The 15528-nt window shown below is 62.7% G+C and carries 17 protein-coding genes; 5 read left to right on the top strand and 12 right to left on the bottom strand.

Annotation, left to right across the window (positions count from 1 at the left end; translation table 11 throughout):
- Positions 1-115: 115 nt before the first annotated feature.
- Positions 116-958: an alpha/beta fold hydrolase gene (locus tag NKH54_RS03265; protein ID WP_155921599.1), complete on the top strand. Its 843-nt coding sequence runs from the start codon at positions 116-118 to the stop codon at positions 956-958.
- 79 nt (positions 959-1037) lie between these two features.
- On the opposite strand, the gene NKH54_RS03270 is transcribed toward NKH54_RS03265, so the two are convergent.
- Together NKH54_RS03270 and NKH54_RS03275 are read right to left on the bottom strand one after the other, a co-directional pair.
- Complete coding sequence (locus NKH54_RS03270) at positions 1038-1952, bottom strand: alpha/beta fold hydrolase (RefSeq protein WP_027049909.1); 915 nt, start codon at positions 1950-1952, stop codon at positions 1038-1040.
- Between the two features lie 274 nt (positions 1953-2226).
- Positions 2227-3471 carry an MFS transporter gene (locus NKH54_RS03275; RefSeq protein ID WP_352667177.1) on the bottom strand — a complete coding sequence of 415 codons (1245 nt, stop codon included), beginning with the start codon at positions 3469-3471 and terminating at the stop codon, positions 2227-2229.
- A 203-nt stretch (positions 3472-3674) separates the two neighbouring features.
- Here NKH54_RS03275 and NKH54_RS03280 point away from each other — a divergent pair, with 203 nt between their 5' ends.
- Positions 3675-4547 carry an AraC family transcriptional regulator gene (locus NKH54_RS03280; protein ID WP_352513945.1) on the top strand — a complete coding sequence of 291 codons (873 nt, stop codon included), beginning with the start codon at positions 3675-3677 and terminating at the stop codon, positions 4545-4547.
- A 35-nt stretch (positions 4548-4582) separates the two neighbouring features.
- Here the strand turns inward: NKH54_RS03280 and NKH54_RS03285 are convergent, their stop codons facing one another.
- From NKH54_RS03285 to NKH54_RS03325, 9 genes are all read right to left on the bottom strand, one after another.
- Positions 4583-5554: a Bug family tripartite tricarboxylate transporter substrate binding protein gene (locus tag NKH54_RS03285; protein ID WP_023683714.1), complete on the bottom strand. Its 972-nt coding sequence runs from the start codon at positions 5552-5554 to the stop codon at positions 4583-4585.
- Between the two features lie 146 nt (positions 5555-5700).
- Positions 5701-6216 (bottom strand): hypothetical protein, encoded by a 516-nt coding sequence (locus NKH54_RS03290; RefSeq protein WP_023686120.1) that lies wholly within the window; start codon positions 6214-6216, stop codon positions 5701-5703.
- 93 nt (positions 6217-6309) lie between these two features.
- Positions 6310-7245, bottom strand: a complete 936-nt coding sequence (locus tag NKH54_RS03295; protein ID WP_023686119.1) for a ribose-phosphate pyrophosphokinase — start codon at positions 7243-7245, stop codon at positions 6310-6312.
- Between the two features lie 141 nt (positions 7246-7386).
- Positions 7387-7983: a hypothetical protein gene (locus NKH54_RS03300; RefSeq protein ID WP_023686118.1), complete on the bottom strand. Its 597-nt coding sequence runs from the start codon at positions 7981-7983 to the stop codon at positions 7387-7389.
- Positions 7984-8038: 55 nt separating this feature from the next.
- Positions 8039-9190, bottom strand: coding sequence for a M24 family metallopeptidase (locus tag NKH54_RS03305; protein WP_023683716.1), 1152 nt, complete (start codon positions 9188-9190; stop codon positions 8039-8041).
- On the bottom strand, positions 9190-9984 hold the full coding sequence (gene pgeF, locus NKH54_RS03310) for a peptidoglycan editing factor PgeF (RefSeq protein WP_023695793.1): 795 nt from the start codon (positions 9982-9984) through the stop codon (positions 9190-9192). The genes NKH54_RS03305 and pgeF overlap by 1 nt, the downstream gene beginning before the upstream one ends.
- A 151-nt stretch (positions 9985-10135) precedes the next feature.
- Positions 10136-11200 carry a class I SAM-dependent methyltransferase gene (locus NKH54_RS03315; RefSeq protein WP_353027708.1) on the bottom strand — a complete coding sequence of 355 codons (1065 nt, stop codon included), beginning with the start codon at positions 11198-11200 and terminating at the stop codon, positions 10136-10138.
- Complete coding sequence (gene lgt, locus NKH54_RS03320; RefSeq protein ID WP_023672032.1) at positions 11197-12081, bottom strand: prolipoprotein diacylglyceryl transferase; 885 nt, start codon at positions 12079-12081, stop codon at positions 11197-11199. The genes NKH54_RS03315 and lgt overlap by 4 nt, the downstream gene beginning before the upstream one ends.
- Before the next feature lie 103 nt (positions 12082-12184).
- On the bottom strand, positions 12185-12424 hold the full coding sequence (locus NKH54_RS03325) for a BrnA antitoxin family protein (RefSeq protein WP_023683720.1): 240 nt from the start codon (positions 12422-12424) through the stop codon (positions 12185-12187).
- A 397-nt stretch (positions 12425-12821) separates the two neighbouring features.
- On the opposite strand from NKH54_RS03325, the gene NKH54_RS03330 reads away from it, so the two are divergent.
- From NKH54_RS03330 to NKH54_RS03340, 3 genes are all read left to right on the top strand, one after another.
- Positions 12822-13124, top strand: coding sequence for an accessory factor UbiK family protein (locus tag NKH54_RS03330; RefSeq protein WP_023711152.1), 303 nt, complete (start codon positions 12822-12824; stop codon positions 13122-13124).
- A 315-nt stretch (positions 13125-13439) separates the two neighbouring features.
- Entirely contained in the window at positions 13440-13940 is a 501-nt protein-coding gene (locus tag NKH54_RS03335; protein ID WP_006202532.1) for a type III secretion system chaperone family protein, read from the top strand.
- A 6-nt stretch (positions 13941-13946) separates the two neighbouring features.
- Complete coding sequence (locus NKH54_RS03340; RefSeq protein ID WP_023672028.1) at positions 13947-14306, top strand: tRNA-binding protein; 360 nt, start codon at positions 13947-13949, stop codon at positions 14304-14306.
- A 10-nt stretch (positions 14307-14316) separates the two neighbouring features.
- Here NKH54_RS03340 and NKH54_RS03345 read toward each other — a convergent pair whose 3' ends face one another.
- Positions 14317-15339 carry a glycosyltransferase family 4 protein gene (locus NKH54_RS03345; RefSeq protein ID WP_023683722.1) on the bottom strand — a complete coding sequence of 341 codons (1023 nt, stop codon included), beginning with the start codon at positions 15337-15339 and terminating at the stop codon, positions 14317-14319.
- Positions 15340-15528 lie beyond the last annotated feature (189 nt).

A 15528-nucleotide genomic window follows, 5' to 3' on the forward strand; every position in this document is an offset into this window, starting at 1 on the left:
TACCACGAAAAATGATATCGCGATACATATTTTCTGTAGACAAGGATTTGGACCTGCGCTAGTCGTATGGTTATCGCGATATTGATTATCGCGGAAGCAATCAATGGAGAGCGAGATGACCAAGCCCGGCAGCAGCACGATCACCACCAAGGACGGCACCGAAATTTTCTACAAGGATTGGGGAACGGGACAACCCATCGTCTTCCATCACGGCTGGCCGCTGAGCAGCGACGACTGGGACGCCCAGATGCTGTTCTTCCTGTCCAAGGGCTATCGCGTCATTGCCCATGACCGGCGCGGCCATGGCCGCTCCACCCAGACCGATACCGGCAACGAGATGGACACCTACGCCGCTGATGTCGCGGAGCTTGCGGCGCATCTCGACCTCAAGGACGCGATCCATGTCGGCCATTCCACCGGTGGCGGCGAAGTGGCCCGCTATGTCGCGAAGTACGGTTCCGGTGGCCGTGTCGCCAAGGCCGCACTGCTCGGCGCGGTGCCGCCGATCATGCTGAAGACGGCGGCCAATCCGGGTGGCCTGCCGATCGAGGTGTTCGATGGTTTCCGCTCCGCCCAGGCAGCCAACCGCGCCCAGTTTTTCCACGATATTGCGGCCGGCCCGTTCTACGGCTTCAACCGCCCCGGCGCCCAGGTATCGCAGGCTGTCGTCGAGAATTGGTGGCGCCAGGGCATGATGGGCGGCACCAAGGCGCATTATGATTGCATCAAGGCGTTCTCGGAAACCGACTTCACCGACGATCTGAAGGCCATCGACGTGCCGGTGCTGGTCATGCATGGCGACGACGACCAGATCGTTCCCATCGCCGACTCCGCCCTGCTCTCGGTCAAGCTGCTCAAGAAGGGCGAGCTCAAGATCTACAAGGGCTTCCCGCATGGCATGGCGACCACCCATGCCGATGTCATCAACGCCGACCTGCTGGCCTTCTTCAAGGCCTAGAATCGTCCACCTGGATAGGCAAAGCACCCGCCGTCAGGCGGGTGCTTTTGGTTTCGTCGAAATGTCAGCGGGACAGTGCCTACTTATCGAGAAAACCAGTGATCAGCTTGACGGTGTCTTCGGGGTTTTCCTCCATGATCCAGTGACCGGAGGCGGGCACGATGCCGCCCGTTACATCGGTCGCAACAAGCCGCAGGAGATCGGCCTGCGTAGTGCCAGCGGATTTTTCACCGCCGACAGCCAGTAGCGGCATGGTCAGTTTGCCGCCGGCGGCAAGCATCGCCTGGTTGTCGATCGCGTCCTGGTCAAACGCCTTGAACTGCTCGAAAGCGTCATGCATCGCATGCGGGCGGGCATAGAGTTTGGCGTAGTGCCTGCGCGTCGCCTTGTCGATCTTCTTGGGGTCAGCCGACAGCTCGTTGTAGAAGCGGTCGAGATAGATGCGCTCGCGCCCCGCGACCAGCCGCTCCATATCAGGGCCGCGGAAGTTGAAGTGCCAAAGCAGCGGGCTTTGCTTGATCTTTTCCCAGTCGCCTATGCCGGGCAGCGGCGCGTCGATGATAACCCATTTGGTGATGCGCTTGGGATACTGAGCGGCGAGCGCATAGCCGACCATGTTGCCGATGTCGTGGGTGACGAGATCTGCCTTGTCGATCTTCAGGGCATCCAACACGCCGGCGATGTCGACGGCTTGGTTCTTCTTGGCGTAGCCCGCTTCCGGGTGGGCCGACAGACCCATGCCGCGCAGGTCCGGCACGATGACGGTGTGGTCCTTTGCGAGGGCGATGGCCGCGGCGCCCCACATGTCTCCGGTATCGGCAAAGCCGTGCAGCAGCACGACGGCGGGACCCTTGCCGCCAACGCGCACATAGAGTTTGGTGCCGTTGGTTTCGACGGACTGCGTCTTGAAACCCGGCGGAAAGGGAACGATGCGTGCCGTCGCCGGCAAGGTAACAAGAAGCACACCCAATACGGCCAATACGATCTTGCGCATATTATTCTCCAGAGAGGTTGAGCAACTAACCTACGGTCAACAGCGCGCGGCTGACAAGCCGCGGTCAGGCGAGTGCCTTGTGCTATCGGGCGATGGTCAAGCCGCCGTCGATCAGCATTTCCCCACCGACCATGAGCGGTCATTCGTCGGAGGGCCCCAAGCCTTCGTTGATGACTATCTCCTAACAGGCTTCTCAACCGGCGTATGGCGGAGAATCAAAGAGGGCGCGGCAAATGCCGCGCCCCTGGTGTCATTTCCGGAAAATCGACCGGTTTTATCTGGCCGCCGCTTGCGCCTTCCTGGCTTCCTTCATGTTGGGCAGGAACACCGTCAGCAGGCCGAGCAGCGGCAGATACGAGCAGATCTGGAAGACGAAATCGATGCCCTTCATGTCGGCGACGACGCCGAGCACGGCGGCTGCAATGCCGCCCATGCCGAAGGCGAAGCCGAAGAAGATCCCGGCGATGGTGCCGACACGTCCCGGCACCAACTCCTGCGCAAACACGACGATGTTGGAGAAGGCCGAGGACAGGATCAGGCCGATCAGCACCGTCAGCACCATCGTCCATTCGAAATTGGCGTAGGGCAGCGCCAGCGTGAAGGGCAGCACGCCGACGATCGAGAACCAGATCATCGCCTTCTGGCCGTAGCGGTCGCCGAACGGTCCGCCGAGCAGGATGCCCAGCGCCGAGGCGCCGAGGAACAGGAACAGCATGACCTGGCTCATCTGCACCGACACGCCGAACTTATGGATGGAATAAAAGGTGTAGTAGCTGGAGAGCGAGGCGATGTAGGCGTTCTTGGTCAGCACCAGCAGCGTCAGCACCGCCAGCGCTCCCATCACCTTCTTGCGCGGGAAGGGGGAGACGAAGCTTGCCGCCTTGCGATTGCCCTGCGCGGCGCGCATCCGGCTGTACCAGCCGCCGACCCGCGACAAAACGATGATGCCGATCAGAGACCCGACGGCGAACCATGAAATGCTGGTCTGGCCGAAGGGCACAACGATGAAGGCAGCGAGCAGCGGCCCCATCGACTGGCCGAAATTGCCGCCGACCTGGAACAAAGATTGCGCCAGGCCAAAGCGGCCGCCGGAGGCAAAGCGGGCAATGCGCGAGGATTCCGGATGGAAGATCGCCGAGCCGATTCCGATCAGCGAGGCGCCGACCAGAAGCAGCGCATAGTCGCCGGCATAGGCCAGAACGATCAGGCCAATCAGCGAGGACGCCATGCCGTAGGGCAGCGAATAGGGCATTGGCCGCTTGTCGGTGATCATGCCGATGATAGGCTGCAGCAGCGACGCCGTGACCTGGAAGGTGAAGGTCAGAAGACCGATCTGCCAGAAATCGAGACCGTAATTCTCTTTCAGCAGCGGATAGATCGCCGGCAGCAGCGATTGCATGATGTCGTTGATGCCGTGGCAAAAGCTCACCGCCAGGATGACGGTGAAGGCGGTCGCCTGGGCTGAAGGGAGGCTGGCGCTTGGCTGCGGTGCAATGCTGGTGGCTGTCGTATCGGTCAAGGCAGGCTCCGAGGTCTTTTTGGCGGGTGTTTGCCCGCGGGCAGGCTTGGCGGCCGCTCCCGCGGACCGCCTTAAGGACGCTCGTCTGAAGCGCTTGGGCGACGCCCCTGCGGAGCGCCTTGGGGATGGCTGCCTTATAAGCCGCTTGCGAGGCGACTTCTTTCGTGGTTTGGTCCAATAGTTTCGCAAGTGGGCCATAGCCGATGCCACATGGCAGGGACATCTTCCGCGCCGGCAATGCCGATCTCGGCCGATTGCACGAAAGCCGCTGGCAGTGGCTGGAGGAGGTTTCCGGGCCGGCGGTGGCTTTGCCGACCGAATATCCCGACGGTTACCTCGTGCCGCAACACCGCCACAGCCGCAGCCAGCTGCTGCATGCGCTGGTCGGTGTCGTGCTGGTGACGACCAGGTACGGGCGCTGGATGGTGCCGCCCGACCACGCAATGTGGATACCGGCCGGCACCGAGCATTCTGTCGAAATGCTGGGCGATGTCTCGATGCGCTCGGTCTATGTCATGCCGGGCGCTATCCCCGGCCTGCCGGAAGGTTTGCGCGTCGTCGGCATCACCGAGCTGATGCACAGCCTGATCGTCGAATCGGAAAAGCTGCCGCAAGGCGGCGAACTGGAAGGCCGCGGCGGGCTGATCATGAACCTGTTGCTGCACGAGATCCCGACCTTGCCGGAACGGCCGCTCGGGCTGCCGTTCCCGTCCGACCCGAAGCTGGCGGCGCTCTGCCGACGCTTTGTCGCGGCACCTTCGCCGCACGCCACGATCGACGAGTGGGCGGATGCCGCAGGCATGAGCCGCCGTTCGTTCACCCGCGCCTTTCACCGCCAGACCGGACTGTCCTTGTCGACTTGGCGCCAGCAGGCCTGCCTGTTTGCGGCCCTGCCCAGGCTCGCCGATGGCGAGCCGATCACCAGGGTGGCGCTCGACCTCGGTTATGACAGCGTGCCGGCATTCATAACCATGTTCAAGCGCATGCTCGGCGCCTCGCCGCGCGGCTATATGCGCGGCGCCCGCGACGAAGGCATGCGGCGGGCTCAGCCTCGACTTGAGGCCCCGGCGCCGTAGCGCCAGGAAAAGCCCGCAGTACTTTGCCGTAGGCCCTAGTCCAGCTGAACGCCGCTGGCCTTGACGATCGGTTCCCATTTGGCGAGTTCGGCCTTCACATGCACTCCAAGCTCTTCCGGGGTGGAGGCCACGATCGAGGCGCTGAACTGGGCCATGCGGGCGATCACATCAGGGTCTTTCAGGGCTTCAACTGCCGCCTTCTGAAGAACGGCGACGACCTCCGGCGGCGTGCCTGCGGGCGCGAACAGAGCGTTCCAGCTGTAGGTTTCATAGCCGGGAATGGTTTCGGCAATGGCCGGTATGTCGGGGAAGGAGGGAACGCGCTCCTTAGTGGTGACGCCAAGCGCTCTCAGCGTCCCGCTCTTGATATGGCCCGATGAAGAGGGGAGGTTGTCGAACATCATCGGCACCTGATTGCCGATAACGTCGTTCAAGGCCGGTCCGGCGCCCTTGTAGGGAATGTGCTGCATACTGACGCCGGCCATCGTCTTGAAAAGCTCGCCGGAGAGATGCAGCGGGGTGCCATTGCCTGATGAGGCGTAGGCATATTTGTCCGGGTCCTTCTTCAGCATCTCGATCAGTTCCTTGACGTCCTTGGCGGGGAATTCAGGGTTTACGACCAGGACGTTTGGCACCAGCACGAGCAACGATATCGGCGCAAAATCCTTCTCCGCGTCGTAGGGCTTTGTCTTCAGGATCAGCGGGTTGAGCGCGTGGGTTGCGACCGTGCCCATCAGGATCGTGTAGCCGTCCGGTTCGGCTCGGGCGACCTGGGCAGCGCCGATGCTGCCCCCGGCGCCGCCGACATTTTCGACGACAATCTGCTGGCCCAGCTTTTCGGACATCTTGTTGGCGACCAGGCGCGCGACCAGATCCGTCGAGCCACCGGCGGAAAAGGGGACAACCATGGTGATGGTCCGGTCCGGAAAATCGGCGGCCCAGGCCGCCGGTGCTGAAAGGGTGGCTGCGATGGAAACCGCGAGCCCGAGCAAAGTCCTACGCCGCATCTGCTACTCCTCCGTTGATTGGAGGGGCAGTATGGCCATGGTGAACTCCTCGCACAATGCAACCATGGACTGACTGCCCGCCTCAGGAGATCGGGCTTGACACCGATGCTTCGGTTGGCGTGCGCGAGAACGCCTCACCCCTCAGTTCAATCAGCCTTGGTCCAGCTGAAAACAAGCCATTTGTATCGTGACGTCTCTTCAGGCTCGGCCGTGTAGGTCATCTGCATGTCGCCGCCCTCGGCGTAGATGTCGAGCCTGGGCGCCGTGTCCAGTTCGAGCCACAGGGAATCGTTCTTGAACGACCATGTCCCGCACCAGACGCAAGGCCCCGATGCCGGGTCACCCGGTTGGTGAAAATTGTAGCGGCCGTCCGCCGTGATCTCCAGATAGTCGAAGGCGCCATAAAAGGCGGTCACAGTCTGCTGAAATTCGGTCGCAGACGCTTCCTGGTCGGGCTTCGCCGGCTCTTTCAGATCACGCGGTGGCCGGATTGCGGACCCTGCGATGCTCCATTTGCCGATGAAATCCTTTTCGGTGGGAAGATATTCCGTTTGCGCCTGCGCGGTCGAAACCGGAGCGATTGTCGGCGCATAGGCCGCGCTGGCGATGCCGATTGCGAGAAGCATTCCTGCGATGCCTGCAGCCTTGATTCGATTGCGCATCAGCTGGCTCCTTTCACGACGGTTTGGGGCAGATTCCAAAAAAGGAGATTACCCCCGAGCCAGGCCCGTGGGCACGCTTTTGGGCAACATGGATTAATCGAACAGGCTCGACACGGACTCTTCGGTCGCTGTGCGCGAAATCGCCTCGCCCATCAGGTCGGCGATGGAGATGACGCGGATATTCGGGGCGTCGAGCACGCCTTGCGTCGGCTGGATGGAATCGGTGATCACCAGTTCCTGCAGCTTCGAGCCGCTGATCCGGGCGACCGCACCGCCCGACAGCACGCCGTGGGTGATATAGGCGGTGACGCTGGTAGCGCCGTTGGCGAGCAGCGCATCGGCGGCGTTGCACAGCGTGCCGCCGGAATCGACGATGTCGTCGATCAGCAGGCAATCCTTGCCGGCGACCGCGCCGATGATGTTCATCACTTCGGATTCACCGGGACGTTCGCGGCGCTTGTCGACGATGGCCAGTTGTGCGTCGAAGCGTTTGGCGAGCGCGCGGGCGCGCACCACGCCGCCAATATCGGGCGAGACGACGACGACATTGGCAAGCTGTTTGTATTTTGCCTTCACGTCGCGGGCCATCACCGGCACCGAGAACAGATTGTCGGTCGGAATGTCGAAAAAACCCTGGATCTGGCCGGCATGGAGGTCGAGCGTCAAAACGCGGTCGACGCCAGCGCGGGTGATCATGTTGGCGACCAGCTTGGCCGAGATCGGTGTGCGGCCCGAGGCCCGGCGATCCTGCCTGGCGTAACCGAAATAGGGGATGACCGCGGTGATGCGCTTGGCCGAGGAGCGCATGAAGGCATCGATCATGATGAGCAGTTCCATCAGATGATCGTTGGTCGGGAACGAGGTCGACTGCAGGATGAAGACATCCTCGCCGCGCACGTTTTCCTGGATTTCGACGAAGATTTCCTGATCGGCGAAGCGTCTGACGCTGGCCTTGCCCAGCGGGACATTGAGATAGCGGGCGACCGCTTCGGCCAGCACCCGGTTGGAATTGCCCGCGAAAAGCTTCATGCACCGTTCCTGGCGAAGGATGGGGAGGTCCTCTTAATCGGGCTTGTAGCGAGCCGTGCCGGTATTGCAAGCCTCGTTGACGGGAATCCGCCGGCTAATCTCAAAAACGTCAACAGTGAACGGAAGCCGGTAACAGGCGGATCAGCCGGCGCTGCCGCCGAGCCAGGCCGCGAACTGGTCGATCGTCTGGTCGGCGATCGCCTGCATGGTAGCGGGTGCAACCGCGGGCCAGCCTTCGGCGGCATTGACCGAGGGCGCCTTCTGCTGGCCATTGATGCGGTGTAGCCGGTTGCCAGCGGGGTCATAGACGTCCCAGACATAGATAACGGTGGTATCCTTGCCTTCCGTCATCGTCGAGAAGTAGCCCTTCAGCACATGGGTGGCGGCTTGGTCGGCGCTGCCGGCAAGGGTGATGCCGCGCTGCTTGGCGCGTGTCTGCAGTTCGGCCGTCAGCGGCGTTGCCGCTTCCACCGAGGCGCCGACGATCGGCGCGATCTGCAGCCGGGTCTTCGACAAAGCGGCGGCGCTCTGCGCGGGGTTGGCGGGTGTCGTGGCGCCGACGGCCGGCGCTGGTGTGGCGGCGGGCGCGATGCCCGGGGCAGCCAAGGGCTGAGCCGGTTGGGCCGAGGCTGCCGGCGGCGTGATGGCGGACGGCTCAAGGACGTCCTTGGCATTGGTGCAAGCGGCCAGCACAAGCGCTGCGAGCAATGACACGGTCGTCACATGCGATCGTCTCATCTGCCCGAAAACTCCTTAGTCGCGAACGCCCCCGCGTGGACCAACCATTATGGATTCACTGTACGATCAAGTCGAGATCATGGCGCGAAAGCGGCTTCGGCTGGGATTCGGTGGTCAGGTAGGTGCGGCCAAGCGTCATCGCCGTCTCGGTTTCGGAGTCCATGATGATCATGTGCGCGAACAATGTCATGTTGGGCGCGATCGGCTCGGGATTGCCCTGGTAGAACATCGGCATATCCATCCAGGACGGGGTGAAGCGGGCGCCGACGGAATAGCCGCAGGCGTTCAACCGATGCTTGGTCAGGCTGTGCGCCTCCAGCGTGCGGGCATGCGCGTCGAAGACGTCGCCGAAGGTGTTGCCGGGCGTCATCGCCTTCTCGACCGCCAGAAGAGCCGCGCGGGCGGCGTCGAACAGCTCCTGATGGCGCTTCGACGCCTTGCCGGTCAGCACGGTGCGCATCATCGGCGCGTGATAGTGATGGAACACGCCGGCCCATTCGAGCGTCAGCTGATCGTTCTTGGTCAGCTTGCGGCGCCCGGCCTTGTAGCGGCAGAGCAGCGCGTCGATGCCCGAGCCGATGATGAATTCATTGGCCGGATAGTCGCCGCCGCCGGCAAACACCGCGCCCTGCATGGCGGCAAGGATCAGCGCTTCGTCGCCGCCCTGCTTGATCAGCGGCAGGGCCGCGTCGAGCGCGTCGTCGGAAAGGTTGGCGGCCTTTTCGGCCTTGGCGATTTCAGCCGGGCTCTTGAACAGGCGCAGACGGCCGACAATACCGGAGGCGTCGGCGATCTGGCCGAAGGTCTGCAGCTGCTCGTCGACGCGGCGGCCATTGAAGGCGGTCAGGCCATGGGTGTCGTATTCGACGCCGATGCGGGCGCCGAGGAGATTGAGGTCGTTGAGCAGGTTGCGCAGGTCGACCGCCGGGTTGGCGCCGTCGCGGTCGGTCCACAGCACGATGTTGTCGATGATCGATGTGTGGCGCGCCTGGCGCAAATCGGCCGAGCGGGTGAGCAGCACCATCGAGCCGTCAGCCTTCACAACCAGGCACTGGAAGAAACAGAAGCCGAACGTGTCGTAGCCGGTTAGCCAGTACATGCTCTCCTGGGCGAAAAGCAGTACAGCATCGAGCTTCTTTTCCGTCATCTCGATCATCAACCGGTCACGCCGGGCGTCAAATTCCGACCGTTCGAAATGCAGCGCCATTATCCGTTCTCCAAAACAATTGCCGAAACCTGCCGACCGTAGTCCGGTTCCTTGCGATGCGTCGCGCGCCGGTAGGAAAAGAAGAGATCCTCCTCGGCATAGGTGCAGCGGCCAAGCCCCTGCGCGGTCACGCCAGCCTTCTTCAGCCGGTCGACCGTATAGAGGTTGAGATCGAACATTGCATGCGCCGGATTGGCCGAAGGCGCGAAATAGCCGATGTTTTCGGCATCGGCTTCGACGAAACGGGCGACGAATTCCGGCCCGACCTCGTAATTGTCGGGGCCGATCGAAGGACCGAGAACCGCAATGATGCGCTCACGGCGGGCGCCGAGGCTTTCCATCGCGGCAATGGTGTTTTCAAGCACACCGGTGAAAGCGCCCTTCCAGCCGGCGTGTGCAGCGCCAATGATGCGCGCTTGCGCATCGGCGAACAGCACCGGGCCGCAATCGGCCGTCGAGGCGCCGATGGCGATGCCCGGCCGGTCGGTGACGATGGCGTCGGCCTTGGGCCGCGGGCCGGGAAAGGGTTCCCTGGCAATAACGACATCGGGCGAGTGGACCTGATGCGCGGTCAGGAGATGGCTGGCCGGCACACCCATCCAGGCAGCGACGCGGCGGCGGTTCTCGGCGACCAGCATCTGATCGTCATCCGAGCCGGTGCCGATGTTAAGTCCCTGATAGATGCCGCCGGAGACGCCGCCGATACGGGTGAAATAGCCATGGCGGATACCTCGCGGCTTGGCCGCTTCCAGCAGCGGCGAGCGAACAGGATCCGGTTTGGTCTGATTCAGCATGGATGGGTTTGTTGTCCGCGCCGGCGTTTTCGTCAAGGCGAAGTTCGGCCGAGTGATTGCGACAGTGCTGCTGCGTCGACTTTGCATTGGCCAAAAGCAGGCATGCGACCATAGGCGGCGTCGCGGGACGGCTTGTAACGATCTCTGAGGGTCAGACTGGCTGATGCGGCAGTATTTTCAGGATTTTGAACAGCGTGCCCATGCCGTCGAGTCCGGCCAGGCGCTCGACGGCATCGGCAATGGTTTGTCGTGCCTCTTGGCTTGCCTGGCTGCCCAACTGGCCAGCTCGCTCAAGCAATCCCATGCCAAGCAGAAAGTCGCCCTGCGTCGCCAATTCCACATCGAGGCCATGCGCCCGCACGACGGCGGCCAGTGCAGCGAAGTCGACATGGGCGGTGAGATCGGCTTCGCCGGGATTGGCCAGCACATCTTCGGGGGCGTGCCTGCGCACGGCCTGCAATGTGTCGCCGAAACCGGGCTGGAGATGGCCGTAATCGGGGAACAGCCCGGCGCCGCCGTGGTCGGCTATGCGTTCGGCAATGGTCGCCATCAGTGCCGCGCGGGCCGGTGCTATTTCGAAAATAGAGCCTTGTGGCGCCTCGGCGGCGTCTTCCGGCAGCAGCGTCGCCTCGACCGAGCCGGCGCCGGCGAAGAAGCTCAACTCGTCTGAGACATCGAGGCCGATCACCCGTTCGCGCCAGCCGGCGCCGGCGCGGATGAACTGGCGGATCGGCACAGCGTCGAACAATTCGTTGCCGACAATCAGCAACGGCGCCTGCGGTAGTGTGGCGATGGTTTCGTGCCAGCCGAGCTCAACCGAAGTTTCGGCAAGCGTCTGCTTCTGGATTTCAGTCAGCCGCGGACTGGTCTCGACCAGGGCGAAGGAGGCTCCGGCGGCGATAGCCGGATCGAGCCGCGTCAGGGTGCGAAGCATGTCCTTCATCAGCGTGCCGCGGCCAGGCCCGATCTCCGCGATGGTGACCGGCAGGGGTCGGCCGATCGCCAGCCAGGCCTGATAGAGCCAGACGGCGACGAGTTCGCCGAACATCTGGCTGATCTCGGGTGCGGTGACGAAGTCGCCGGCGGCGCCGAACGGCTCGCGCGTGGTGTAGTAGCCGTCGCTGGGATCGAACAGGCAGAGCGCCATGTACTCGTTGACGGGGAGGGGGCCGAGCGCGCCGATCAGGTCGACGATGCGGGTCTTCAGCCGTGTCATGCCGGCTGTGGTTGCGGCGCCGGTTTGGCTGTGGCCATCGCCCAGATGCCGGCCAGCACCATCGGCAGCGACAGCACCATGCCCATGGTGAGCCAGCCGCCGAGGAGGTAGCCGAGCTGCTGGTCGGGCTCGCGGAAGAACTCGACGAAGATGCGTGACAGGCCGTAGCCGCAAATGAAGGCGCCGCCGACAAAGCGCGGCGTCTTCAGCTTCAGCCGCGAATGGGTGAGGAAGCGCAGGACCAGGAACAGCACCGCGCCCTCGAGCAGCGCTTCGTAGAGCTGGCTCGGATGGCGAGGCTCCAGGCCCGCGACACAACCCGCCACGGTCTGCTGGAGACGCTCGTTGCAGAAGACGACGCCCCACGACACGTCGGTCACGCGACCCCAGAGTTCGGCATTGACGAAGTTCGCGATGCGGACGAGGCCGAGCCCGACCGGCACGCCGGCTGCCACCACGTCGAACAGCGTCCAGGTGCGGATGCCGCGCTTGAGGGAAAACAGCGTCATGGCGAGGATGACGCCAAGCAGGCCGCCATGGAACGACATGCCGCCCTGCCAGACGGCGAAGATGTCGAGCGGGTGGTCGATATAGCGCTTTAAATCGTAGAAAAGCACATAGCCGGTGCGTCCGCCGAGCACGACGCCGACGGCGGCCCAGACGATGAAATCGTCGAGGTCGATCGGCTTCATCGGCAAGACGCCATCAGGCCACAGCCTTGTGTTGGTGACGAGCCGCTTGGCGTACCACCAGGCGAACAGGATGCCGACGATATAGCCGATGCCGTACCAGTGCACAGCCAGCGGGCCGATCTGAACCAGGATCGGGTCGATGTTGGGGAAGGACAGCGACGCCATCGGCAGCGGGAAATAGTCGTTCAACAGGATCTCCTGGGAGGGCTCGCGTTAGGGCGCGGACCATGCGGCAGGGTTTTGGCGGGGTCAAGGCAAGGTGACGACAGCCTGATCGTCAGAGATAATGGGCTCAACCCTGCGGCTTGCCGGCGACCAATTGCCTGAGCGCATCGTTGATCCTGTCTTGCCAGCCGGGGCCATCTTCCTGGAAATGGTCGAGCACGGCGCGATCGATCCTGATCGAGACAAGCTCGCGAACGTTTGGTGCGGCGGAGGGTTCGCGAATGGGAGGCGCGGGTTTCTTGACCGGCTTGAAGGCCGCTTCAGCGGCTTCCATCGGATTGGTCGGTCGGCGCGGGGGCGTTGCCATTGGTTGATCCTGAATGAGAGTGACTCTTGCCTGGAGCAAGTCGTGAGGAAAACTAGGCCGCTGGTCTGTGAAGACCAGTAACTTCACTTGGTTCTCTCTGCCATTGCCCTGTATTTGGCTTCAAGCCTGTCCAGCACCTCGTCGCCAGGCTAGACCCGGCCCGCACTGGCATCCGAAATGCCCTTTGCGAGTGCTGCATCGAGTGCTGCAAAGCGCTTCTCCAAGTCCGCACTGTCCGTCACGGCAACCGTCGTTCCAAGAATCCATTTGCGATAATAGCAATCTGTCGGCCGGACCGTGAGCCAAATCGCGTCCGACATGAAGCCGCACCAGCTTCAACGTTCTTGCATTCCGCAGGCAGTGCCACTACGTCAATTCCAGCAAGCGAGGATTTGCCATGTCGACCGGACCGAACCGCATTCTCGATGAATTCGCCAAGCTGATGACCGATGCCGCGGGTGCCGCACAAGGCGTGCGCCGCGAGGTGGAGACTGCCTTCAAGGGGCAGGCCGAGCGCATCCTCAACACCATGGATGTGGTGCAGCGCGAGGAGTTCGAGGCTGCCCGCGACATGGCTGCCAAGGCCCGCGAAGAAAACACCAGGCTGGCCGCCCGCATCGACGCGCTCGAGGCCAGGCTTGCCGAATTGACCGGACAGGCCGCACCTGCGGCTGCGGCAAAGCCCAAAGCAAAAAAATAAAATTTGAACTTTTCCACAAAGCACAATCCGAAAAAGTGCTTTGCCGTGAATCGTTTACCGGCAATGCATGAATCTTTGTGACAGCGCCTTTCCACATGCTGATGACGCAGTGCGAAAAATTAGGCTGTTCACGCGACTCCCGATCAATAGACTGAATTTGTTGCATGATTCGGAGCAGGGTCATGCGGCCGGGCGGTGGGGTCCGGTCCGGGGTCTTTGTGTCGTGAAGTCCTGGCCGTCCGAGTTCAAGACAAATTGTTCGTCGTGTGTGCCCCGCGGAGCGTGTGGCGCTCCCCTGAACACAGGAAGCATTCCATGGAACTTCTCGAACTCGAATTCTCCCGCGAAATCCATCCGGTGGATGTCATCGAGCAGGTCGCCCATAACAATGACTGGTCCTTCGAACGGGCCGGCGATGACGAAATCTCGATCTCGGTTGCCGGCAGCTGGACCGATTATCACGTCTCCTTCTCGTGGATGGAGGACTTCGAGGCGCTGCATCTGGCCTGTGCTTTCGACATCAAGGTGCCGGAAGCCCGCGCGCTGGAAGTGATGCGGCTTTTGTCGCTGATCAACGAGCAGATGCTGTTTGGCCATTTCGATCTCTGGGAGCAGGAGGGCGCGATCATGTTTCGCCAGTCACTGCTGCTCGCCGGCGGGGTCGAACCGTCGAGCCAGCAGGTCGAGGTGCTTTTGTCGTCGGCGCTTGAAGCCTGCGAGTGCTATTTCCAGGCCTTCCAGTTCGTTGTCTGGTCGGGAACCTCGGCCAAGGATGCGCTGGCCGGCGTCCTGTTCGAGACCTATGGCAACGCTTGAGCTTCCATGAGTTCGAGCAGCGCGCGCAAGCCCGAGATCAGCTTTGCCGATTTTGATCGTGTCGACATCCGTGCCGGCACGATCGTCGAGGCCGAGCCATTCCCCGAGGCGCGCAAACCCGCCTTCAAGCTGAAGATCGATTTCGGCCCTGAGATCGGCGTGAAGAAATCCTCGGCACAGATCACGAAATACTATGCGCCGGAAACGCTGGTGGGACGGCAGGTGTTTGCGGTGGTGAATTTCCCGCCGCGCCAGATCGGTCCGTTCATGTCGGAAGTGCTCACGCTCGGCTTCCCTGATGAGGAAGGCGCCGTGGTCCTTGGCGCCATCGAGCGCAAGGTGCCGGACGGCGGCAGGTTGTTTTAGGAAGATTGCGTCAGGCGGCCAGCTTGCGCCTTGTGCTCAGCGCCTCTTCGACCGTGTCCATGAACATTTCGGCGCAGGCTTTCCAGCTGTAGCGCATGGCGCGTTCGCGCGCCTCGGCGCGGTCGACATTGAGCGCGGCGAGCGAGGCCTCGCGCAGATCGGTCGACACCGCGCCGCCGATGCCGTCGCCGACAATGTCGATCGGTCCGGTGACCGGATAGGCGGCCACCGGCGTGCCGCTGGCCAGCGCCTCGATGATGACGTTGCCGAACGTGTCGGTGCGGCTGGGGAAAACGAAAACATCAGCCGAGGCGTAGATCTCGGCCAGCTCATCGTTCGGGCGATGGCCGAGGAAGTGCGCCTGCGGGTACTTCGCCCTGAGCCTAGCCAGTTCCGGTCCTTCGCCGACGATCACCTTGCTGCCGGGCAGGTCGAGATCGAGGAAGGCGCTCAGGTTCTTCTCGATGGCGACGCGGCCGACGCACAGGAATACCGGGCCGGGAAAGCCGAGGTCCTTCTTCTTGTCCGGGCGGAAGTGATCGGTGTCGACGCCCCGCGTCCACGGCCTGAGCTTGGTGAAGCCTCGCGACGCAAGGTCCTCCGCCAGCGACTGGGTGGCGACCAGCGTGCCTTGTCCCGAATTGTGGAAATCACGCAGCCAGCGATAGGCCCAGCTCTCCGGCACCGGCAGGCGGGCGCTGAGATATTCGGGAAAGCGGGTGTGATAGCTGGTGGTAAAGGGACGGCCAGCATTGCGGCAATAGCGCCGCGCCATGATGCCGAGCGGGCCTTCGGTGACGATATGGATATGGTCGGCCTTGCGAGCCTCGATCAGCCGCGCGACATGGCCGGGCGTGGTCAGCGCCAGCCTGATGTCGGGGTAGGTCGGCAACGGCAAGGTGCGAAAGATGTTCGGGGTCAGGAAGTCGACCGCAACGTCGAAGGTTTTCAGCGTTTCGGTGAGCCGCTCCAGCGTGTGGACGACGCCGTTGACTTGCGGCCGCCAGGCGTCGGTGACCATCAGGATGCGCATGGCGGTCCTTTGCTCGGGTCGACGGTTGCCTTGATGCGATAGCGGTACGGCCCGGCTGCCCTCGCTTCGCTCCACCGCACCCGGGCAGGCACGAGGTCGAAGTAAGGCGGCTGAGCCGAATCAACTGAGGTCGCGCGCTTCATGCGCGCTCTTGACCATGGTTTCATGACGCGCGGATGAAGGTGGTTT

The organism is Mesorhizobium sp. M1004 (assembly GCF_040318795.1).
GTDB lineage: Bacteria > Pseudomonadota > Alphaproteobacteria > Rhizobiales > Rhizobiaceae > Mesorhizobium.